The following is a 14438-nucleotide window of genomic DNA, read 5'->3' as shown; positions in this document are numbered from 1 at the left end:
CAGTTCGTCTGGGGGGAAGATTGGTTATGTCCAAGCGGACAAAATGATACCCATCGCAACATATGCGAGCAGATGATACCCGATCGTGAGCAAGAACAGTTTAAACTTCGCGTTTTCAAAAAGATGGTTGAGACCGATCGCAAGCGAGATCGTGATGCCAGCTAAGATCGCTGTCTGCAGTCCGTCTGCAATTCCCTGCACTCCTGTCGCCTGTAAGAGCAAGGCCAAAATGAACGCGCTCCCGAGGTTCACGAACACGGCTCCGATCATCGGTGCCATGCTTCCCGTCATCTCCCACTGATTGATCTTGCGCAATCTGATCCACGCGTTGCCGAAGAGCAGCGGGGAATACCACAGCCCGCCGATCGCATAGTAACAGAGACCTGAGACCAAGATCGCCAGCCAGTTCAATTCGGAAAAATCCATCAAACTCACCTCCCATTCGTACCTGTATGATCATCCAGATCAACAAGTTCGGCGCGTTGACCGAACGTACTTTCGTATTATATACTTTTGAAGGAAATAGTTCAAATTATTTGAATTAAGAAGGGCGGTATCTATCGTGTCGCATAGCACACCGGAGATTGTGAAGCAGGATCGGCTGTTTCTGGTCGGTCTTTCGATCGTCACGACGCTCAAAGCTGCGTTCGAACAGTTTACAGTCAAGCAGATGGAAGCTCGTTTCCACTCTCGAATCGGAGAGATTGCAAATCGAATCGGTACGGAAGCATATCTCGTGCAGCAGTATCCGCAAGGGCAAGCGTTCGACAATGAAACGCCTTATACAGTGTTTATCGGTGCACAGGTTGAAAGCATCGCAGATGTTCCGGAGGGCATGAGCTCGCATGTCATGCCGCAGGGAGAATATGTAAAGGTCACCCATCATGGGTTGGAGGCAGATCTCCACCAGACCTACTCCTCCGTCTATGGAGAATGGATTCCCCAATCGGGTCGCAAAATCCAAAGATTCGATTATGAAGTGTGGGACGAGCGCTATCAGCCGGAAAGCGCCGACAATCAGATCGATCTCTACATCGCGCTCGAACCAGCGCAAGGCGAGTGACGAGCGCTCGCTCTCACTGAGAGGGATTGGGCGAGCGTTTTGGCCGCTTTAGCACCTGTTTCCAGACCTTGCTGTCCGCCTTCAGAATGCCTGACAGCTGGCGGTACGGGATCTTAAACTCTGGGAAGCCGAAGTAGTAGGGTGTGTATTTGTATGGTGGGAAGAAGATCACCAGCGAATCTGGTGTCAGATAGAAGCTTTCGTCCGGGTCGATCTTGACGAACGGCTGAAAGGTGTCGAGCTGATGATCTTTGTCCTGCTGTTTGATGATCTGGCTGATCTTCTGCTGATAGTCAGCACCCGGCTGAAACAGATCTTTTAGCGCATACCGGTTGCCATCTGTCAGATCGAGCAGGAGCGATGTCTGGTGTGGCATGCCGTGCGCTCCGCCGGTAAAGGCGTAGTTTTTGTAGAGGATGTTTAGAATCGGGCCGCTCTGCAACGTCACTCTGTACTCGTTGGCGTAGGAGATCAGCGGTCGGCTATCCGCTTCCGCCTGATAGGCAGCCTTTTCTCGAAGCAGTGCGTTGATGCGCTGTTGGACGCCAGCGTTCGGCAGACCGGACAACTGCGGGTAGGCAACTTTTTGTTCCGGCTTTTTTTCGGTGAATTCTTTGTGGATGATTTTGATTTGCTCCCACTGAAACGCGTCAGTTGCTGTTGAGGTTGTTCCGCAAAGTTCGGGCGGTTCTGCTTTCACCTCCGCATCGATACTGTGGAACAGAGCACCACATATTGTGAACGCGAGCAGGCTACCTTTCAGGTGTTTCATCTCGACCCCTCCTGATGAGAATCGTTTCGGCAGAGGTTAGCTTTCCCCAATCGGCAGAGATGATATCGAGATCGATCGAGCAACGTGCGGGCGAACCGGTCGAGCAGTAGGGGGTCGGGCTCGCAACCGAATAAAAATGAGTTCATGGAGGTAGGTTCATGGAGATCGCGGTAAAGAAGCTGACACCCGAGTTGGCCGAATCGTTTTTGCACTTTTTTGATCATATTGCTTTTCAGGATAATGAGCGGTGGGCATCTTGCTACTGCCATTACTACCGCAGTTCGTGGGGAGAAGGCGAGTGGGGGCAGCGGAGCAGAGAGGAGAACCGCCAAGCGGCTGCCAAGTGGATCGAAGCGGGCGGGCTCAACGGGTATCTGGCCTTTTCGGATGGGGAGCCTGTCGGGTGGTGCCACGCGAACGATGCGAACCATGTGGTAAAAGGTGCTGATCAGCCGCGCGACCCTGCGGCGAAAATGGGCGTGTTCGCCTGCTTCATCGTTGCGCCCGACCATCGCGGAAAAGGGATCGCCACCGCTTTGTTGCGCGCTGCCTGCGAAGGGTTTCGCGCGACAGGCTATTCGTTGGCAGAAGGGTACCCATCCAAACAGGGTGAGACGGTCCAAGATCACTATCATGGCCCGCTCGGCATGTATGAAGCGCAGGGGTTTGAAGTCGTGCGCGAGCTTGAGCACTGCTATGTCGTGCAAAAGCGGCTGTAGCGAGGCATCGGAAGACGTATGGAGTGCACAGGGAGGAGAGCCGCGGTGGTCAACTGCGGCTCTCTCTGTTTTCTTCCACGCGGCGCAACCATTCGCTCATCAGCTCGGTGAGCAACCGCTGTTGTTCGAGTGCGAGCTGGTGGCCGGCGCGATCGAGGATCGCAAAGGAAGATCGGGGGTACTGTTCGAGAATCTGCAGTTGGTCACGGTACCCTGCGAGGCTATCTTGGCGACCGAGCAGAATGAGAGCAGGCTGAGCGAAAGGCGTGGGCAGTGTGCGCACGTCGAACGAACAGCCGAATCGCTGGCGAATTCGGTTGGTGAAGGCGGAGTCGTACAGGCGGGCACCGGGAAGGATATCTCGTTCGAAGCGCTCCCAGGTGGGCCGATCTTGCACAACACAAAGCCGCATAAATGTATCTTTGTCCTCTCCCTCCGGAATCGAGGCGAGGAACGGTTGATCTTGGGAAAGCACCACATGTGCGGCGCGCTCGCGCTGCGCAATGTCCGGTTGCACCATCGGGCAGACGAGGGCAACTCCGGCCACTCTGTCCGGCTTTTGATAAATGATGCCTTGCGCCATATATCCGCCGTACGATTCTCCCACCAGCAGAAATTGCCCTTCTGGGATCACGCGGTCGATAAATTGGCAGACAGTCTGCAGCATATCGTCAGAGCTTTGCATCCATGCCTCGCCTTTCGTCGCACCCATGCCGGGCAAGTCGAGATAGATGCGCCGATAGCCTGGCTTATCGGCGAAGACAGGTTCCATGTAGGCCATCGTCGAGCGATGGTCGAGGCTGTAGCTGTGCATGATCAAGATCGGTGTGCCTTCACCACAGACCTCGTAGTGAAACGTGATGTTGTCGAGAACGCATTCCATCCGAATCGCTCCTTTCATTTCAGGGACAGGCGAGGTGGATCGTTTCGTTTCCGATCGAGTGGACGTTCATTTTTGCGCAGTTGAACAGCAGGAGCGGCTAGCGGTCGTGCGCCTGTTCGATCAGGGCGACCGCGTAAGGTCTGACAGTCGCGGTCATCACGCCGTGGACGACCGCAGGGTCATCGCTGGCGATTTTTTGCGCCTGTTCCAACGAGTCGGCGCGGAAGATGACCAGTCCGAGCGGGTCGTAGTCGAGCGTGCGGCCGGCGAGAATCAATTGACCTGCTGCCAGCAATTGTTGCAGATAGGCAAAATGCTCGCCGATGATCGCCTGTTCTCGCTCGGTCAGCGTGTCGGGCAGGTCAGGACGGCAAGGCTTCAGTTGATATAAGTATTCGCGGGATTCGCTCAAGGGAAAACATCTCCTCTGTCAACCGATTGAAAGCTGTATCCGCTTTTCATTATAGCAGAACCTTCTGAAGCGTTTGCACATATCCTGCCTATGTCTGAATCAGGATGTTTGCAGAGGAGTCGACGCGAATGCGAAATTATGTTGGTTTGATGTTAGGCGCTCTGGCGCGCCGAAAGTGGAAGCGGTATGTCAGCTCACAATACGGGGTGGCTTTTGAGCATCCACCGAATTGGATCGAGATTGAAAAGGATCGCTATCAGGGGCGAGACGGTTTTTTCGAGCTGTCTGCCGCAGCAGGTGCGGGTGGGTTGGAGGATGTATGCCGTCAGGAAGCCTATCACAGATTCCAACCGTACGGTACCGATCCCACGATCAAATTCCTGAAATACGATGCGCGCGATGCATGCTATATCTTCCCGTCAGAAGATCAGCCGAAGGAGATGAAAGCACAGGCGGCGTTTTACGTCGAGTATCCAGTCCCGTTGCATCTGCATGGCGAGACGTACCGCTATTTGGTCTTCTGGTCTGACGAAGGGCATATCCGCAACATCGTGCGGAAACTCAAGTTTTTGTAAAGCCTGAAACGCAGCCGTTTCAGGTTTTTTTCTGCAAAAAAGTGCGCCGGATCGAGCGTCCGGCGCACAGGTCAGGTGCAGATGAAAGAATCGATATGTCGGAGATCCACCCCAAAGTAGATCCAGCGGAAGCCGTTCCAGCGATAGCCGGCCAAGGAGCGCGGCCCGATAAAGGTCGGGAAAGCCCAAAACTGCTGGCCGTTGTCCAGCCAGAGGTAGACAAACCGGAACCTGCAGCGCTGGATCGCTCCCGGATCGATCGCTTTTACTGCGCCAGGTGCGGTGAACGGCTTTTTGGGCGTGTAGTTGGGCGGCGGCGTGGTCGGTGGATTGGGCACACCTGCCGGTCCGCCACCGGGAACTCCACCCGGACCTGGCGTTGCTGGAAAACCTGGAAACGGCCCGGGCGTAGGAAAGACGGGTGGCCGAGGCGGTGGAAAAGGGGTGCCACCACCGGGGCCTGGCATCGGTCCGGGCATGCCGGGGAAAAATCGCGGATCGTAGTAAAACACAGCAGGGATTTCGCGATAATCATCCTCATACTGCGCTCTCTTTTTTCGTCTCGTCACGTTTGGTTCAGCTCCTCTCGCTCACTGCTTTCCAGCCTATTCAGCACATGGGCGATCCGTTCCGAAGTAAAAAAAGCGACCCTCTTAGCGAGAGCCGTCCTTGTTGTTCCACGTGTCATAGTGCAACAGGCTGTCAAACGAGTTGCGCTTCGCCCAGCCCGCCTTTTCGAGCAGCGGTTGGTCGGGGTATTCGTCCGTGTAGCCGAAAGAGAGCAGGGCGGTCGGATCGATGTGCGGCGGGATGTTTAAGATGCGCCGAACGTCCGCCTTTTTGTAAAAGGAGACCCAGCCCATCGCGATGCCTTCCGCATAGGCGGCCAACCACATGTTTTGAATGGCGCAGGCGACGGAGAGGATATCCGTCTCCGGGATCGAGTTGCGCCCGAGCACATGGTCTCCTCCGCGCGTCGGGTCACAGGTGATGCAGACGGTCAGCGGGGCTTCGCGAAGGCCTTCGACTTTTAAGGAGAGAAACTTGCTATCCCTTCCTTCTGCCGCAAAGTGAATCGCCAGAGCGCGGCGCTCCTTGTCGGCAGCTGCAGCCAGCTCATTTTTGATCGAATCTGAGGAGACGAGAATGAAATCCCACGGCTGCATGAAGCCGACCGAAGGGGCGTGGTGTCCTGCGAGCAAAATGCGTTTGATCGCCGTTTCGTCAAGCGGTGTGGAGAGGAAGCGACGGATGTCGCGCCGGTTGTGGATCGCTTCATAGACCGCGTCGCGCTGTTCGTTCGAAAAGTTCATCAGACGGCACCTCCAAGTATGGCTGTCGCTCCGTAGTGTCTTCCAGTTTACTATATTGCGCAAAGTTTGGTGCTGACAATCTGTATAATACCGAGTATAATGGTGTGAAAACTTGGTTTAGAGCGGGAAGGGAGACATCGGAATGGCAGGCAAAGTCTATTTGGTAGGTGCGGGTCCGGGCGATCCGAAATTGATCACACTGCGTGGCGTGGAATGCATCCAAGAGGCGGATGTGATCGCCTATGATCGCTTGGCAAATCCCAAGCTGCTCGACTACGCAAAAGCGGGGGCGGAGTTGATCTTCGTCGGCAAGCTGCCAGACCGCCATCTTCTGCAACAAGAGGAGATCAACGCACTGCTGGTGGAAAAGGCGCAAGCGGGCAAAGTTGTCACTCGCTTGAAAGGGGGAGACCCGTTCGTGTTTGGGCGCGGGGGCGAAGAGGCGCTCGAACTGAGCAGACACAAAATTCCTTTTGAAGTCGTACCGGGGATCACAGCTGGCATCGCCGCACCTGCTTATGCGGGCATTCCGGTCACGCATCGCTTCGTCTCCTCCTCCTTTGCGGTGGTGACGGGGCATGAGTGCCCGACCAAAGAGCAGTCCAGCCTGCGCTGGGATAAGCTGGCCACAGCTGTCGATACGATCGCCTTTTATCTCGGGGTGAAAAACCTCCCGCTGATCTGTGAGCAGCTGATCGAAAATGGGCGCGATCCGAAGACGCCCGTTGCGATCATCCACTGGGGGACGCTTCCTGAGCAAAAGACGGTGCAAGGGACGCTCGATACGATCGTCGAGGTTGCGCGCCAGCAGCAGATCGCCAACCCGTCGATCATCTTAGTCGGCGACGTGGTGGGCTTGCGTGAAGAGATCCAGTGGTTTGAGGAAAGCGTCTGCGTGTAGTGTCAAGCATTGCAAAGTCTCAAAGTAAGTCGCACCGATACGTGAAAAGCGCATGAGCTGGAAAAGGCTCATCGCGCTTTTTTTGCATGTGGGGGTATGTATCTGCGGAGTGCTGACACTCGGTGGTGATAAAAGTGTGGCAGCTTCAGTGGCCGGAGTAGCAATTCGGCTTTTTTGCACCGTAGGCATTCGCCCGCACTTCCGCATACGATGGAGGAAAGGGAGGGGTGCGGCATGGAGTTTGTGGTGATGCCCGATCATCTGTACGGCGCGTCTGTAAGGATCAATGGAAAGTGGTTGGGAGCGGTGGAGGAGCGACCGCTGTCCTTTCAAGTGCGAGCAGATGGTGCGTTCAGCCTGCTGTTCGAGCTGATGCCGCTCGCAAGCGACCCGGCAGGCGATGTGACCGCCGTCCCGTTCGCTCGGCTGGTCAAGGTGAAACAGGGGAAGATCGTCTCACCAGTCGTGGAGGCGGACGGAGCGCTTCACCTGCGGAAGGTGGGCGCAGAGCATCATGTGCATTTCGTCTATCCGAAAATCGAAGCGATCGGCGAAGGGCTGGAGACGCTGTTGATGCCGCTGCAGACGGAGACGGCCGATTTTGACCATGATGGACGGCTCGATGTGGCGGAGAGCTTTGCGACCAACCTGCGCGGACATGTGCGGGTGCGGTCAGCAAGCGGGAAGATCTTGTTGCAGGAAGTCTATCCAGACAATGCGCTGCACATCGAAGCGGCCGATCTGACGAAGGATGGTCGACCTGATCTGCTGATCTTTTGGCGCGGGCGGGGCGAAGAGGGGATCGATGAACCGTACATGCAGCTGTGGGATGGTGCGGACGGAGCGCTGAGCACCCATGCTGGATTCACCGGCATCCGCCGAACCGGACGCGGCGAGGTGCTCGTGGAGAAGCGTGAACAAAGCCCGTTTCGGCAGGTGGTGCAGCTGTTTCGCTATCAGCGCACGCCCGGTGAATCGGCACAGTTTCAAGCGGTAAAGCGGGAAGCAAAGATGCTTCAGCGGGCAGATGATGAAGCGGAGACGCTGGAAGCATTTCTTCTGGCCTGGGAGATGCGCGATAGCGAGGGGGCGGAGCTGTATCTCGCCAAAGGGAGTGAGTCTGCTGTTCTCTTAGGAAGCTTATCGCCATTTTACGGGCATGAGATCGAGTCGATTCACAGCCCGCGGGCGACGGTCAGCGTGTATGAGTGGATCGATCCAGGTTTTTATGACCTGGAGAAAAAGATCAGCTTCGAGCTCGTTCGCCAGCCTGATCAGGTCAGTGAATGGAAGATTCGAGCGTTGACGTGATGGGTGTGACCGACGAGGAGCAGCGATGTTGGATAAAATGAAATTCGTGTTTTGAAGCAAAGGGGTGATTCCTGCAACTTGTCAAAAAGAGTGCAAGTCAACGATAGGTTGTAGGAATCAAAAACTGCCCGCCAAGGCACAAAGTTGCTGGAAAAAATGGGAGTGTGCTATAATTTCTAAATGGTTTCCAAGTATGATACGGCTTCGGAGGTGTGCATGGTGAGCATCACATTGAAAGATGTTGAACATATCGCCAATCTGTCGCGGCTTACGCTGACAGAGGAAGAAAAGGTTAAGATGGCCGACCAGCTCGGCAAGATCCTCGAATTTGCGGGCGAGTTGCAAGAGTTGGATGTACAAAACGTTGCCCCGACCACCCATTCACTGCCGCTGAAAAACGTGCTCCGCGAAGATGTGTCGCGCGAGTGGCTCTCGCAGGAAGAAGCGCTTTCGCACGCTCCTGACAAAGAGAACGGACAATTCCGCGTGCCAGCGGTCATGGAGGGATAACAGATTATGTCGCTTTTGAACGCGTCGATTCGCGAATTACATACGAAGATTCAAAACAAGGAAGTCAAGCCTTCCGAACTGGTCAGCGCGTCGCTCGAACGAATCTCTGCGACCGATGACAAAGTGAAAGCGTACCTGCACGTAAACGGTGAGCAAGCGCTGCAGGCGGCGCAGGAGATGGATGACAACATCCCGAGCGATGCAGGGCTTCTGTTCGGCATCCCCGGTGCGCTGAAAGACAACATGAACACCAAGGGCATCCCGACGACATGTGCCTCGAAGATCTTGCAAAACTATGTGTCCGCCTATGACGGGACGGTCGTCCAGAAGGTCAGAGCAGCAGGAGCGATCTCGGTTGGGAAAACCAACATGGACGAGTTCGCGATGGGCTCTTCCGGCGAGAACTCCGCCTTCTTCCCGACGCGCAACCCGTGGGATCTGGAGCGCGTGCCAGGCGGCTCCTCCGCAGGTTCGGCTGCGACGGTGGCGGCAGGACAAGTCCTGTTCTCCCTCGGCTCCGACACGGGCGGCTCGATCCGTCAGCCGGCTGCGTTCACCGGGGTGGTCGGCCTGAAGCCGACCTATGGGCTCGTCTCGCGCTTCGGCCTCGTCGCATTCGCCTCGTCGCTCGATCAGATCGGTCCGTTCACCCGCACGGTAGAAGACAACGCGATCGTGCTGCAGGCGATCGCCGGCCACGATCCGTACGATTCCACTTCGGCAAACGTCAGCATCCCGAACTATCTCGAAGCGCTGACTGGCGATGTCAAAGGGCTGCGCATCGGGCTTCCGAAAGAGTATTTTGACGAAGGGCTCGATCCGGCCGTTCGCGAGCAGGTGGAAAAGGCGATCAAGACGCTGGAAGGGCTCGGCGCTGTGTTTGGCGAAGTCTCCCTGCCGCATTCGAAATATGCGGTGGCGACCTACTACCTGATCGCGCCTGCTGAAGCATCCTCCAACTTGGCGCGCTTTGACGGCGTGCGCTACGGCGTGCGCGCAGAGGCGGACAACCTGGTGGAAATGTACAAAAAGACGCGCGGCGAAGGGTTTGGCGAAGAGGTCAAACGCCGCATCATGCTCGGCACCTATGCGCTGTCTTCCGGCTATTATGATGCGTACTATCTGAAAGCACAGCAGGCACGCACGCTGATCAAGCAAGATTTTGACAACGTGTTTGCCGACTATGACATCATCCTGTCGCCGACCGTTCCGACCACCGCCTTTAAATTTGGCGAAAAAGCGGACGATCCGATCACCATGTACCTGAACGACATCTACACGATCCCGGTCAACTTGGCGGGCATTCCGGCGCTTTCCGTTCCCTGCGGTCTGGCGAACGGTCTGCCGGTCGGTCTGCAACTGATCGGGAAAGCATTTGATGAATCCACGCTGCTTCGCGTCGCGCATGCCTTTGAACAGGCGGCAGGTTTTTCGGCGCGTCCGTCGCTGTAAGGAGGCTGGAGACTATGACCACGACTACGTCCCAATTTGAAACGATCATCGGTCTGGAAGTCCACGTCGAGATGAGCACCAACACAAAAATTTTCTGCAGCTGCTCGACCGAGTTTGGTGCGCCTCCGAATACGAACGTCTGCCCGATCTGTCTGGGTCACCCGGGCGTGCTGCCGGTGCTGAACCGCGAGGCGCTGAACAAGGCGATCAAAGCGGCGCTCGCGCTGAACTGTCAGATTGCGACCGAGAGCAAGTTTGACCGGAAGAACTATTTCTATCCCGATCTGCCGAAAGCGTATCAGATCTCGCAGTTTGACAAGCCGATCGGCGAGCATGGCTACATTGAGATCGAAGTGAACGGCGAGACGAAGCGCATCGGCATCACCCGCGTCCACCTCGAAGAGGATGCGGGCAAATCGAACCATGCGGAAGACGGCTCGCACACCCTCGTCGACTTCAACCGCGTCGGCGTGCCGCTGATCGAGATCGTCTCCGAGCCGGACATCAGGACGCCTGAGGAAGCGAAAGCGTACTTGGAGAAGTTAAAAGCGATCATGCAATACTGCGACATCTCCGACTGCAAGATGGAAGAAGGATCGCTCCGCTGTGATGCGAACATTTCGCTTCGTCCGTGGGGACAGGAGAAGTTTGGCACCAAGCGCGAGTTGAAAAACATGAACTCCTTCTCCAACGTGCAAAAAGCGCTCGAATATGAGCAAACAGCGCAGGAAGAGATGATCGTCAAGGGCGAAGAGATTCGCCAGAGCACCTTGCGCTGGGACGATGCGGCGAAGAAGACGCTGATCATGCGTTCGAAAGAGGATGCGCACGACTATCGCTACTTCCCCGAGCCAGATCTGGTGCAGCTGGAGATCGACCAAGCGTGGATCGATTCGATCATGCAGACGATCCCAGAACTGCCGACCGCGAAGCGAAATCGCTATCTGACCGAGCTTGGCCTGCCGTCCTATGATGCGGACGTGCTGACCGCCTCCAAGTCGATCGCCGACTTCTTCGAAGCGACCGTCGCAACCGGTGCGGACGCCAAGTCTGCTTCCAACTGGATCATGGGCGATCTCCTCGGTTTCCTCAACCAAAACAACTTGGAGATCGGCGCGGCGAATATCACCCCGAGCCAGCTTGGCGCGCTGATCAAGATGATCGCCGAGGGTAAGATTTCCTCCAAGATTGCCAAAGATGTGTTTAAAGACATGTTGGAGACGGGCAAAGACCCGGCTAAGATCGTCGAGGAAAAAGGTCTGGTGCAAATCTCCGACGAAGGTGCGCTGGCGAAGATCGTCGAAGAAGTGGTCGCCAACAACCCGAAATCGGTGGAAGATTACAAGGCGGGCAAAGATCGCGCATTGGGCGCGCTGGTCGGTCAAGTGATGAAAGCGACCAAAGGCCAAGCCAACCCTGGCGTTGTCAACAAGCTCATCTTGGAGCGCATCAATTCATAGTCTGATCTGTATGTACGACGAGAGTGAAACCCCAAGCGCCGACAGCTTGGGGTTTTTCACAGCAAGTCATCTATTGGAGGTGTCGCTCCTTGACGAGACGACAACGCGCCCGGCTGATCTACAATCCGAGCGCTGGCAAAGAGGCGCTGCGGAACCAATTGCCCGACCTGCTCGATATTTTGGAACGTGGCGGATTGGAAGTGTCCTGCGCGATGACTCGCGGTGCAAATGATGCGAGTGTTGCGGCGCGCCAAGCTTCGCTTGAGCATTTCGATTATGTGATCGCAGCAGGCGGCGACGGCACGATCAACGAGGTGGTCAACGGGCTCTCCGACATGGAGTATCGCCCGACGCTCGGCGTGTTGCCAGCGGGGACGACCAACGATCTCGCCCGAGCGCTGTGCCTGCCGCGCGACCTGAAAAAAGCGTGTGAGATCATCGTCGGTCGCCATGCGATGCCGATGGATGTTGGCAGGATCGGCGACGGATACTTTATCAACATCGCCGGATGCGGGCGATTGACCGAATTGACCTATGAAGTGCCGAGCAAGCTGAAAACTCACCTCGGACAGTTGGCATACTATGTGAAGGGCTTGGAAAAGCTGCCCGGGCTGAAATCGATTCATCTGGACATCGACTCGCCCGATTTCGCCTACGAAGGGAAAGCGATGCTCTGCCTGATCGCCAACTCCAACTCGGTCGGTGGATTTGAGAAGCTCGCTCCCAACGCGAAGTTGCATGACGGCCTGTTCGACGTGATCTTGGTCAAGCAGCTCAGCTTGCCAGAGCTGGTCACGTTGGCGCGCCTCGCGCTGAAAGGACAGCATGTCAACTCGGATCGCGTCGTCTATTTTCAGACGGAGACGCTGACGATCTCCTCTCCCGATCTGGTCGAGCTGAACTTGGACGGGGAGTTTGGCGGTCATCTGCCGCAACGGTTTCACTGTCTGAAGCATCATATGAAAGTGCTGGTGGCTGAGCCGGAAGGAACCAAGCTGCTCGATCGGTGATCGGAAGCAGAGCGGGAAAGGGGCTTGTACGCATGGAGAGAACGCGCAGTGGAAGGTTTGTCGATGAACCGTTTCCAAGTCTCTGCGACTGGGTCGCACATCCAGAGGTGCCGAGCCCGGCAGGAGGCACCGTCGTCGCCGTCTGCAGCGCCCTGATCACCGCGCTCTCCGAGCTGATCATGCGAGTGACGAAAAATAGACGGCACAGAGACGGCGCGGAGACGGAGAGCATCGACCTGTTGCTGTCGGAGGCGGCCGCCTTGCGAGCTCGCCTGCTCGACTATGGCGAAGGCGATGTCTATGAAGCGCAAAAGATCATTCAGGGCGAGCGCGCCGCCTGTGTGCGTAAAGATATCGGCAGTCCAGCGAAGATCGCAGGTACGATCGTGAAAATTTTGCGGATGACAGATCGGCTGGCACCGCTGACGAACAAAGCATTGCACAGCGACGTGCGGGTGATCGCCTATCTCGCACAGGCGGCGGTGATGGGAATCACCGAGATCTGCTACGCGAACATCTCTCATGCCGGAGGAGCGGATGAGGAGCTGCAGGCGAGGATCGAACGCTGGCGGCAAGAGGCGACCGAACTGCGCGATCAAATCTTGTCGCGCACCACGTAAGGAGAGTAGTCCCTATGGCAAAACCGAAACTACAAGCACCTGTCGTCAAAAACCAATATATCGAGCTTGCGATCACCGGACTGGGGCATGAAGGGGAAGGCGTCGGCAAATATGAGGGGTTCACCATCTTCGTGCCGAACGCTCTGCCCGGCGAGCAGATTCAGGCTAAAGTGGTGCGAGTGCAGAAAACATACGCCTACGGGCGGCTGATCAAAATCATCGCGGCTACACCCGATCGAGCGGAGCCAGCCTGTCCGATCTTCCATCGGTGCGGCGGTTGCCATCTTCAGCATCTGTCCTACCCGGCGCAACTGCAACACAAGCGCCAGAGCGTGGTCGACGCGCTGACCCGGATCGGGAAGCTGGAGGGGGTCACCGTGCACGAGACGCTCGGCATGGACAACCCGTGGCGATATCGCAACAAAGCGCAAGTGCCGCTCGGCGAGATCGACGGTCGGCTGGCGGTGGGCTTCTACGCGCCGCGCTCGCACGATCTGATCGAGATGCAGAGCTGTGACATCCAGCATATGTACAATGATCAGATCGTGCATACGACGAAGGAGATCCTGCAGGAACTGGGCATCTCGCAGTATGAGGAAGCGACAGGGCGGGGAATCGTACGCCATCTGATCGGTCGCACCGCTGTGCACACCGACGAGACGATGCTGGTGCTGGTGACCAACGGGCGAAAGATCCCACAGAAGGACGTTCTGATCGAGCGACTGCGCCAGCGCATCCCGCACTTGGTGAGCATCGTGCAGAACATCAACACGGAGCGGACGAACGTCATTTTCGGCAGAGAGACGCTCACGCTGTGGGGGAAGGATGCGATCACCGACACGATCGGCTCGATCAAGTTCGAAATCTCCGCCCGATCGTTTTTCCAAGTCAACCCGGTGCAGACCGAAGTGCTCTACGGCAAGGCGCTTGAGTACGCGCAGCTGAGCGGCAGTGAGACGGTGATCGACGCGTATTGCGGCATCGGCACGATCTCGCTGTTCTTGGCGCAGAAAGCGCGTGCAGTCTACGGGGTGGAGATCGTGCCGGAAGCGATCGAAGATGCGAAGCGCAACGCTGAGCTCAACGAGATCACCAACACCCACTTCACCGCAGGCGAAGCGGAGACGGTGATTCCCGCTTGGTATCATGACGGCATCCGCGCAGACGTGCTCGTCGTCGACCCGCCGCGCAAAGGCTGCGATGAACGGCTGCTGGCGACGATCGCCGACATGAAGCCGGAGCGCGTCGTCTATGTGAGCTGCAACCCAGGGACGCTGGCAAGGGATTTGCGCTATCTGGAGGATCACGGGTACAAGACGGTTGAAGTGCAGCCGGTCGATATGTTCCCGCATACGTTTCATGTGGAGTGTTGTGTGTTGCTAAAATGGAGTGGGGACGAATGAGATAGAGAAGGCAATCCATCGTAGTGTTGCAATG

The 14438-nt window shown here is 56.5% G+C and carries 17 protein-coding genes; 11 read left to right on the top strand and 6 right to left on the bottom strand.

Annotated features, from left to right (window positions below; translation table 11 throughout):
- Nucleotides 1-24: 24 nt before the first annotated feature.
- On the bottom strand, nt 25-426 hold the full coding sequence (locus ACFSOY_RS07360) for a DUF1761 domain-containing protein (protein ID WP_386045253.1): 402 nt from the start codon (nt 424-426) through the stop codon (nt 25-27).
- A gap of 136 nt (nt 427-562) precedes the next feature.
- On the opposite strand from ACFSOY_RS07360, the gene ACFSOY_RS07355 reads away from it, so the two are divergent.
- The gene (locus ACFSOY_RS07355; RefSeq protein ID WP_386045252.1) at nt 563-1063 is read left to right on the top strand and encodes a GyrI-like domain-containing protein; all 501 of its coding nucleotides are present in this window, start codon (nt 563-565) and stop codon (nt 1061-1063) included.
- Between the two features lie 13 nt (nt 1064-1076).
- Here the strand turns inward: ACFSOY_RS07355 and ACFSOY_RS07350 are convergent, their stop codons facing one another.
- The gene (locus ACFSOY_RS07350) at nt 1077-1835 is read right to left on the bottom strand and encodes a DUF3298 and DUF4163 domain-containing protein (protein ID WP_386045250.1); all 759 of its coding nucleotides are present in this window, start codon (nt 1833-1835) and stop codon (nt 1077-1079) included.
- Nucleotides 1836-1993: 158 nt separating this feature from the next.
- Between ACFSOY_RS07350 and ACFSOY_RS07345 the strand changes: the two genes are divergently transcribed.
- On the top strand, nt 1994-2554 hold the full coding sequence (locus ACFSOY_RS07345) for a GNAT family N-acetyltransferase (RefSeq protein ID WP_386045248.1): 561 nt from the start codon (nt 1994-1996) through the stop codon (nt 2552-2554).
- 49 nt (nt 2555-2603) lie between these two features.
- Here ACFSOY_RS07345 and ACFSOY_RS07340 read toward each other — a convergent pair whose 3' ends face one another.
- Both ACFSOY_RS07340 and ACFSOY_RS07335 read right to left on the bottom strand, forming a co-directional pair.
- Nucleotides 2604-3437, bottom strand: a complete 834-nt coding sequence (locus tag ACFSOY_RS07340) for an alpha/beta fold hydrolase (RefSeq protein ID WP_386045247.1) — start codon at nt 3435-3437, stop codon at nt 2604-2606.
- 97 nt (nt 3438-3534) lie between these two features.
- Nucleotides 3535-3849 carry a YciI family protein gene (locus tag ACFSOY_RS07335; RefSeq protein WP_386045245.1) on the bottom strand — a complete coding sequence of 105 codons (315 nt, stop codon included), beginning with the start codon at nt 3847-3849 and terminating at the stop codon, nt 3535-3537.
- A 128-nt stretch (nt 3850-3977) separates the two neighbouring features.
- Between ACFSOY_RS07335 and ACFSOY_RS07330 the strand changes: the two genes are divergently transcribed.
- Complete coding sequence (locus ACFSOY_RS07330; RefSeq protein ID WP_386045243.1) at nt 3978-4424, top strand: peptidase M56; 447 nt, start codon at nt 3978-3980, stop codon at nt 4422-4424.
- 71 nt (nt 4425-4495) lie between these two features.
- Here ACFSOY_RS07330 and ACFSOY_RS07325 read toward each other — a convergent pair whose 3' ends face one another.
- Together ACFSOY_RS07325 and bluB are read right to left on the bottom strand one after the other, a co-directional pair.
- A complete protein-coding gene (locus tag ACFSOY_RS07325; RefSeq protein WP_386045241.1) occupies nt 4496-4993 on the bottom strand; it encodes a hypothetical protein in 498 nt (165 codons plus the stop codon).
- Nucleotides 4994-5077: 84 nt separating this feature from the next.
- On the bottom strand, nt 5078-5737 hold the full coding sequence (gene bluB / locus ACFSOY_RS07320; RefSeq protein ID WP_386045239.1) for a 5,6-dimethylbenzimidazole synthase: 660 nt from the start codon (nt 5735-5737) through the stop codon (nt 5078-5080).
- A 142-nt stretch (nt 5738-5879) separates the two neighbouring features.
- Between bluB and cobA the strand changes: the two genes are divergently transcribed.
- The 8 genes from cobA to rlmD all read left to right on the top strand — a co-directional run bounded on the left by cobA (nt 5880) and on the right by rlmD (nt 14404).
- Nucleotides 5880-6638 (top strand): uroporphyrinogen-III C-methyltransferase, encoded by a 759-nt coding sequence (gene cobA / locus ACFSOY_RS07315; RefSeq protein ID WP_386045238.1) that lies wholly within the window; start codon nt 5880-5882, stop codon nt 6636-6638.
- A 234-nt stretch (nt 6639-6872) separates the two neighbouring features.
- A complete protein-coding gene (locus ACFSOY_RS07310; protein WP_386045236.1) occupies nt 6873-7949 on the top strand; it encodes an FG-GAP repeat domain-containing protein in 1077 nt (358 codons plus the stop codon).
- 216 nt (nt 7950-8165) lie between these two features.
- On the top strand, nt 8166-8459 hold the full coding sequence (gene gatC, locus ACFSOY_RS07305; RefSeq protein WP_386045234.1) for an Asp-tRNA(Asn)/Glu-tRNA(Gln) amidotransferase subunit GatC: 294 nt from the start codon (nt 8166-8168) through the stop codon (nt 8457-8459).
- Between the two features lie 6 nt (nt 8460-8465).
- Nucleotides 8466-9911: an Asp-tRNA(Asn)/Glu-tRNA(Gln) amidotransferase subunit GatA gene (gene gatA, locus ACFSOY_RS07300; RefSeq protein WP_386045232.1), complete on the top strand. Its 1446-nt coding sequence runs from the start codon at nt 8466-8468 to the stop codon at nt 9909-9911.
- Nucleotides 9912-9925: 14 nt separating this feature from the next.
- Nucleotides 9926-11371, top strand: coding sequence for an Asp-tRNA(Asn)/Glu-tRNA(Gln) amidotransferase subunit GatB (gatB, locus tag ACFSOY_RS07295; protein WP_386045230.1), 1446 nt, complete (start codon nt 9926-9928; stop codon nt 11369-11371).
- 89 nt (nt 11372-11460) lie between these two features.
- Complete coding sequence (locus tag ACFSOY_RS07290; RefSeq protein WP_386045229.1) at nt 11461-12381, top strand: diacylglycerol kinase; 921 nt, start codon at nt 11461-11463, stop codon at nt 12379-12381.
- 32 nt (nt 12382-12413) lie between these two features.
- On the top strand, nt 12414-13001 hold the full coding sequence (locus ACFSOY_RS07285) for a cyclodeaminase/cyclohydrolase family protein (RefSeq protein WP_386045227.1): 588 nt from the start codon (nt 12414-12416) through the stop codon (nt 12999-13001).
- A gap of 14 nt (nt 13002-13015) precedes the next feature.
- Nucleotides 13016-14404 (top strand): 23S rRNA (uracil(1939)-C(5))-methyltransferase RlmD, encoded by a 1389-nt coding sequence (gene rlmD, locus ACFSOY_RS07280; RefSeq protein ID WP_386045225.1) that lies wholly within the window; start codon nt 13016-13018, stop codon nt 14402-14404.
- Nucleotides 14405-14438: the final 34 nt, after the last annotated feature.

The sequence above is a fragment of the Tumebacillus lipolyticus genome, assembly GCF_042682745.1.
In the GTDB taxonomy this organism is placed as follows: domain Bacteria; phylum Bacillota; class Bacilli; order Tumebacillales; family Tumebacillaceae; genus Tumebacillus_A; species Tumebacillus_A lipolyticus.
This window is presented reverse-complemented; position numbering and strand designations above follow the sequence as displayed.

Excerpts from the sequence above, each read along its gene's own strand:
- ACFSOY_RS07340 (WP_386045247.1), bottom strand. The coding sequence starts at position 3,437 with ATGGAATGCGTTCTCGACAACATCACGTTTCACTACGAGGTCTGTGGT.
- ACFSOY_RS07330 (WP_386045243.1), top strand. The coding sequence starts at position 3,978 with ATGCGAAATTATGTTGGTTTGATGTTAGGCGCTCTGGCGCGCCGAAAG.
- ACFSOY_RS07345 (WP_386045248.1), top strand. The coding sequence starts at position 1,994 with ATGGAGATCGCGGTAAAGAAGCTGACACCCGAGTTGGCCGAATCGTTT.
- bluB (WP_386045239.1), bottom strand. The coding sequence starts at position 5,737 with ATGAACTTTTCGAACGAACAGCGCGACGCGGTCTATGAAGCGATCCAC.
- rlmD (WP_386045225.1), top strand. The coding sequence starts at position 13,016 with ATGGCAAAACCGAAACTACAAGCACCTGTCGTCAAAAACCAATATATC.
- gatA (WP_386045232.1), top strand. The coding sequence starts at position 8,466 with ATGTCGCTTTTGAACGCGTCGATTCGCGAATTACATACGAAGATTCAA.
- ACFSOY_RS07350 (WP_386045250.1), bottom strand. The coding sequence starts at position 1,835 with ATGAAACACCTGAAAGGTAGCCTGCTCGCGTTCACAATATGTGGTGCT.
- gatB (WP_386045230.1), top strand. The coding sequence starts at position 9,926 with ATGACCACGACTACGTCCCAATTTGAAACGATCATCGGTCTGGAAGTC.
- ACFSOY_RS07310 (WP_386045236.1), top strand. The coding sequence starts at position 6,873 with ATGGAGTTTGTGGTGATGCCCGATCATCTGTACGGCGCGTCTGTAAGG.
- ACFSOY_RS07285 (WP_386045227.1), top strand. The coding sequence starts at position 12,414 with ATGGAGAGAACGCGCAGTGGAAGGTTTGTCGATGAACCGTTTCCAAGT.
- ACFSOY_RS07360 (WP_386045253.1), bottom strand. The coding sequence starts at position 426 with ATGGATTTTTCCGAATTGAACTGGCTGGCGATCTTGGTCTCAGGTCTC.
- cobA (WP_386045238.1), top strand. The coding sequence starts at position 5,880 with ATGGCAGGCAAAGTCTATTTGGTAGGTGCGGGTCCGGGCGATCCGAAA.
- gatC (WP_386045234.1), top strand. The coding sequence starts at position 8,166 with ATGGTGAGCATCACATTGAAAGATGTTGAACATATCGCCAATCTGTCG.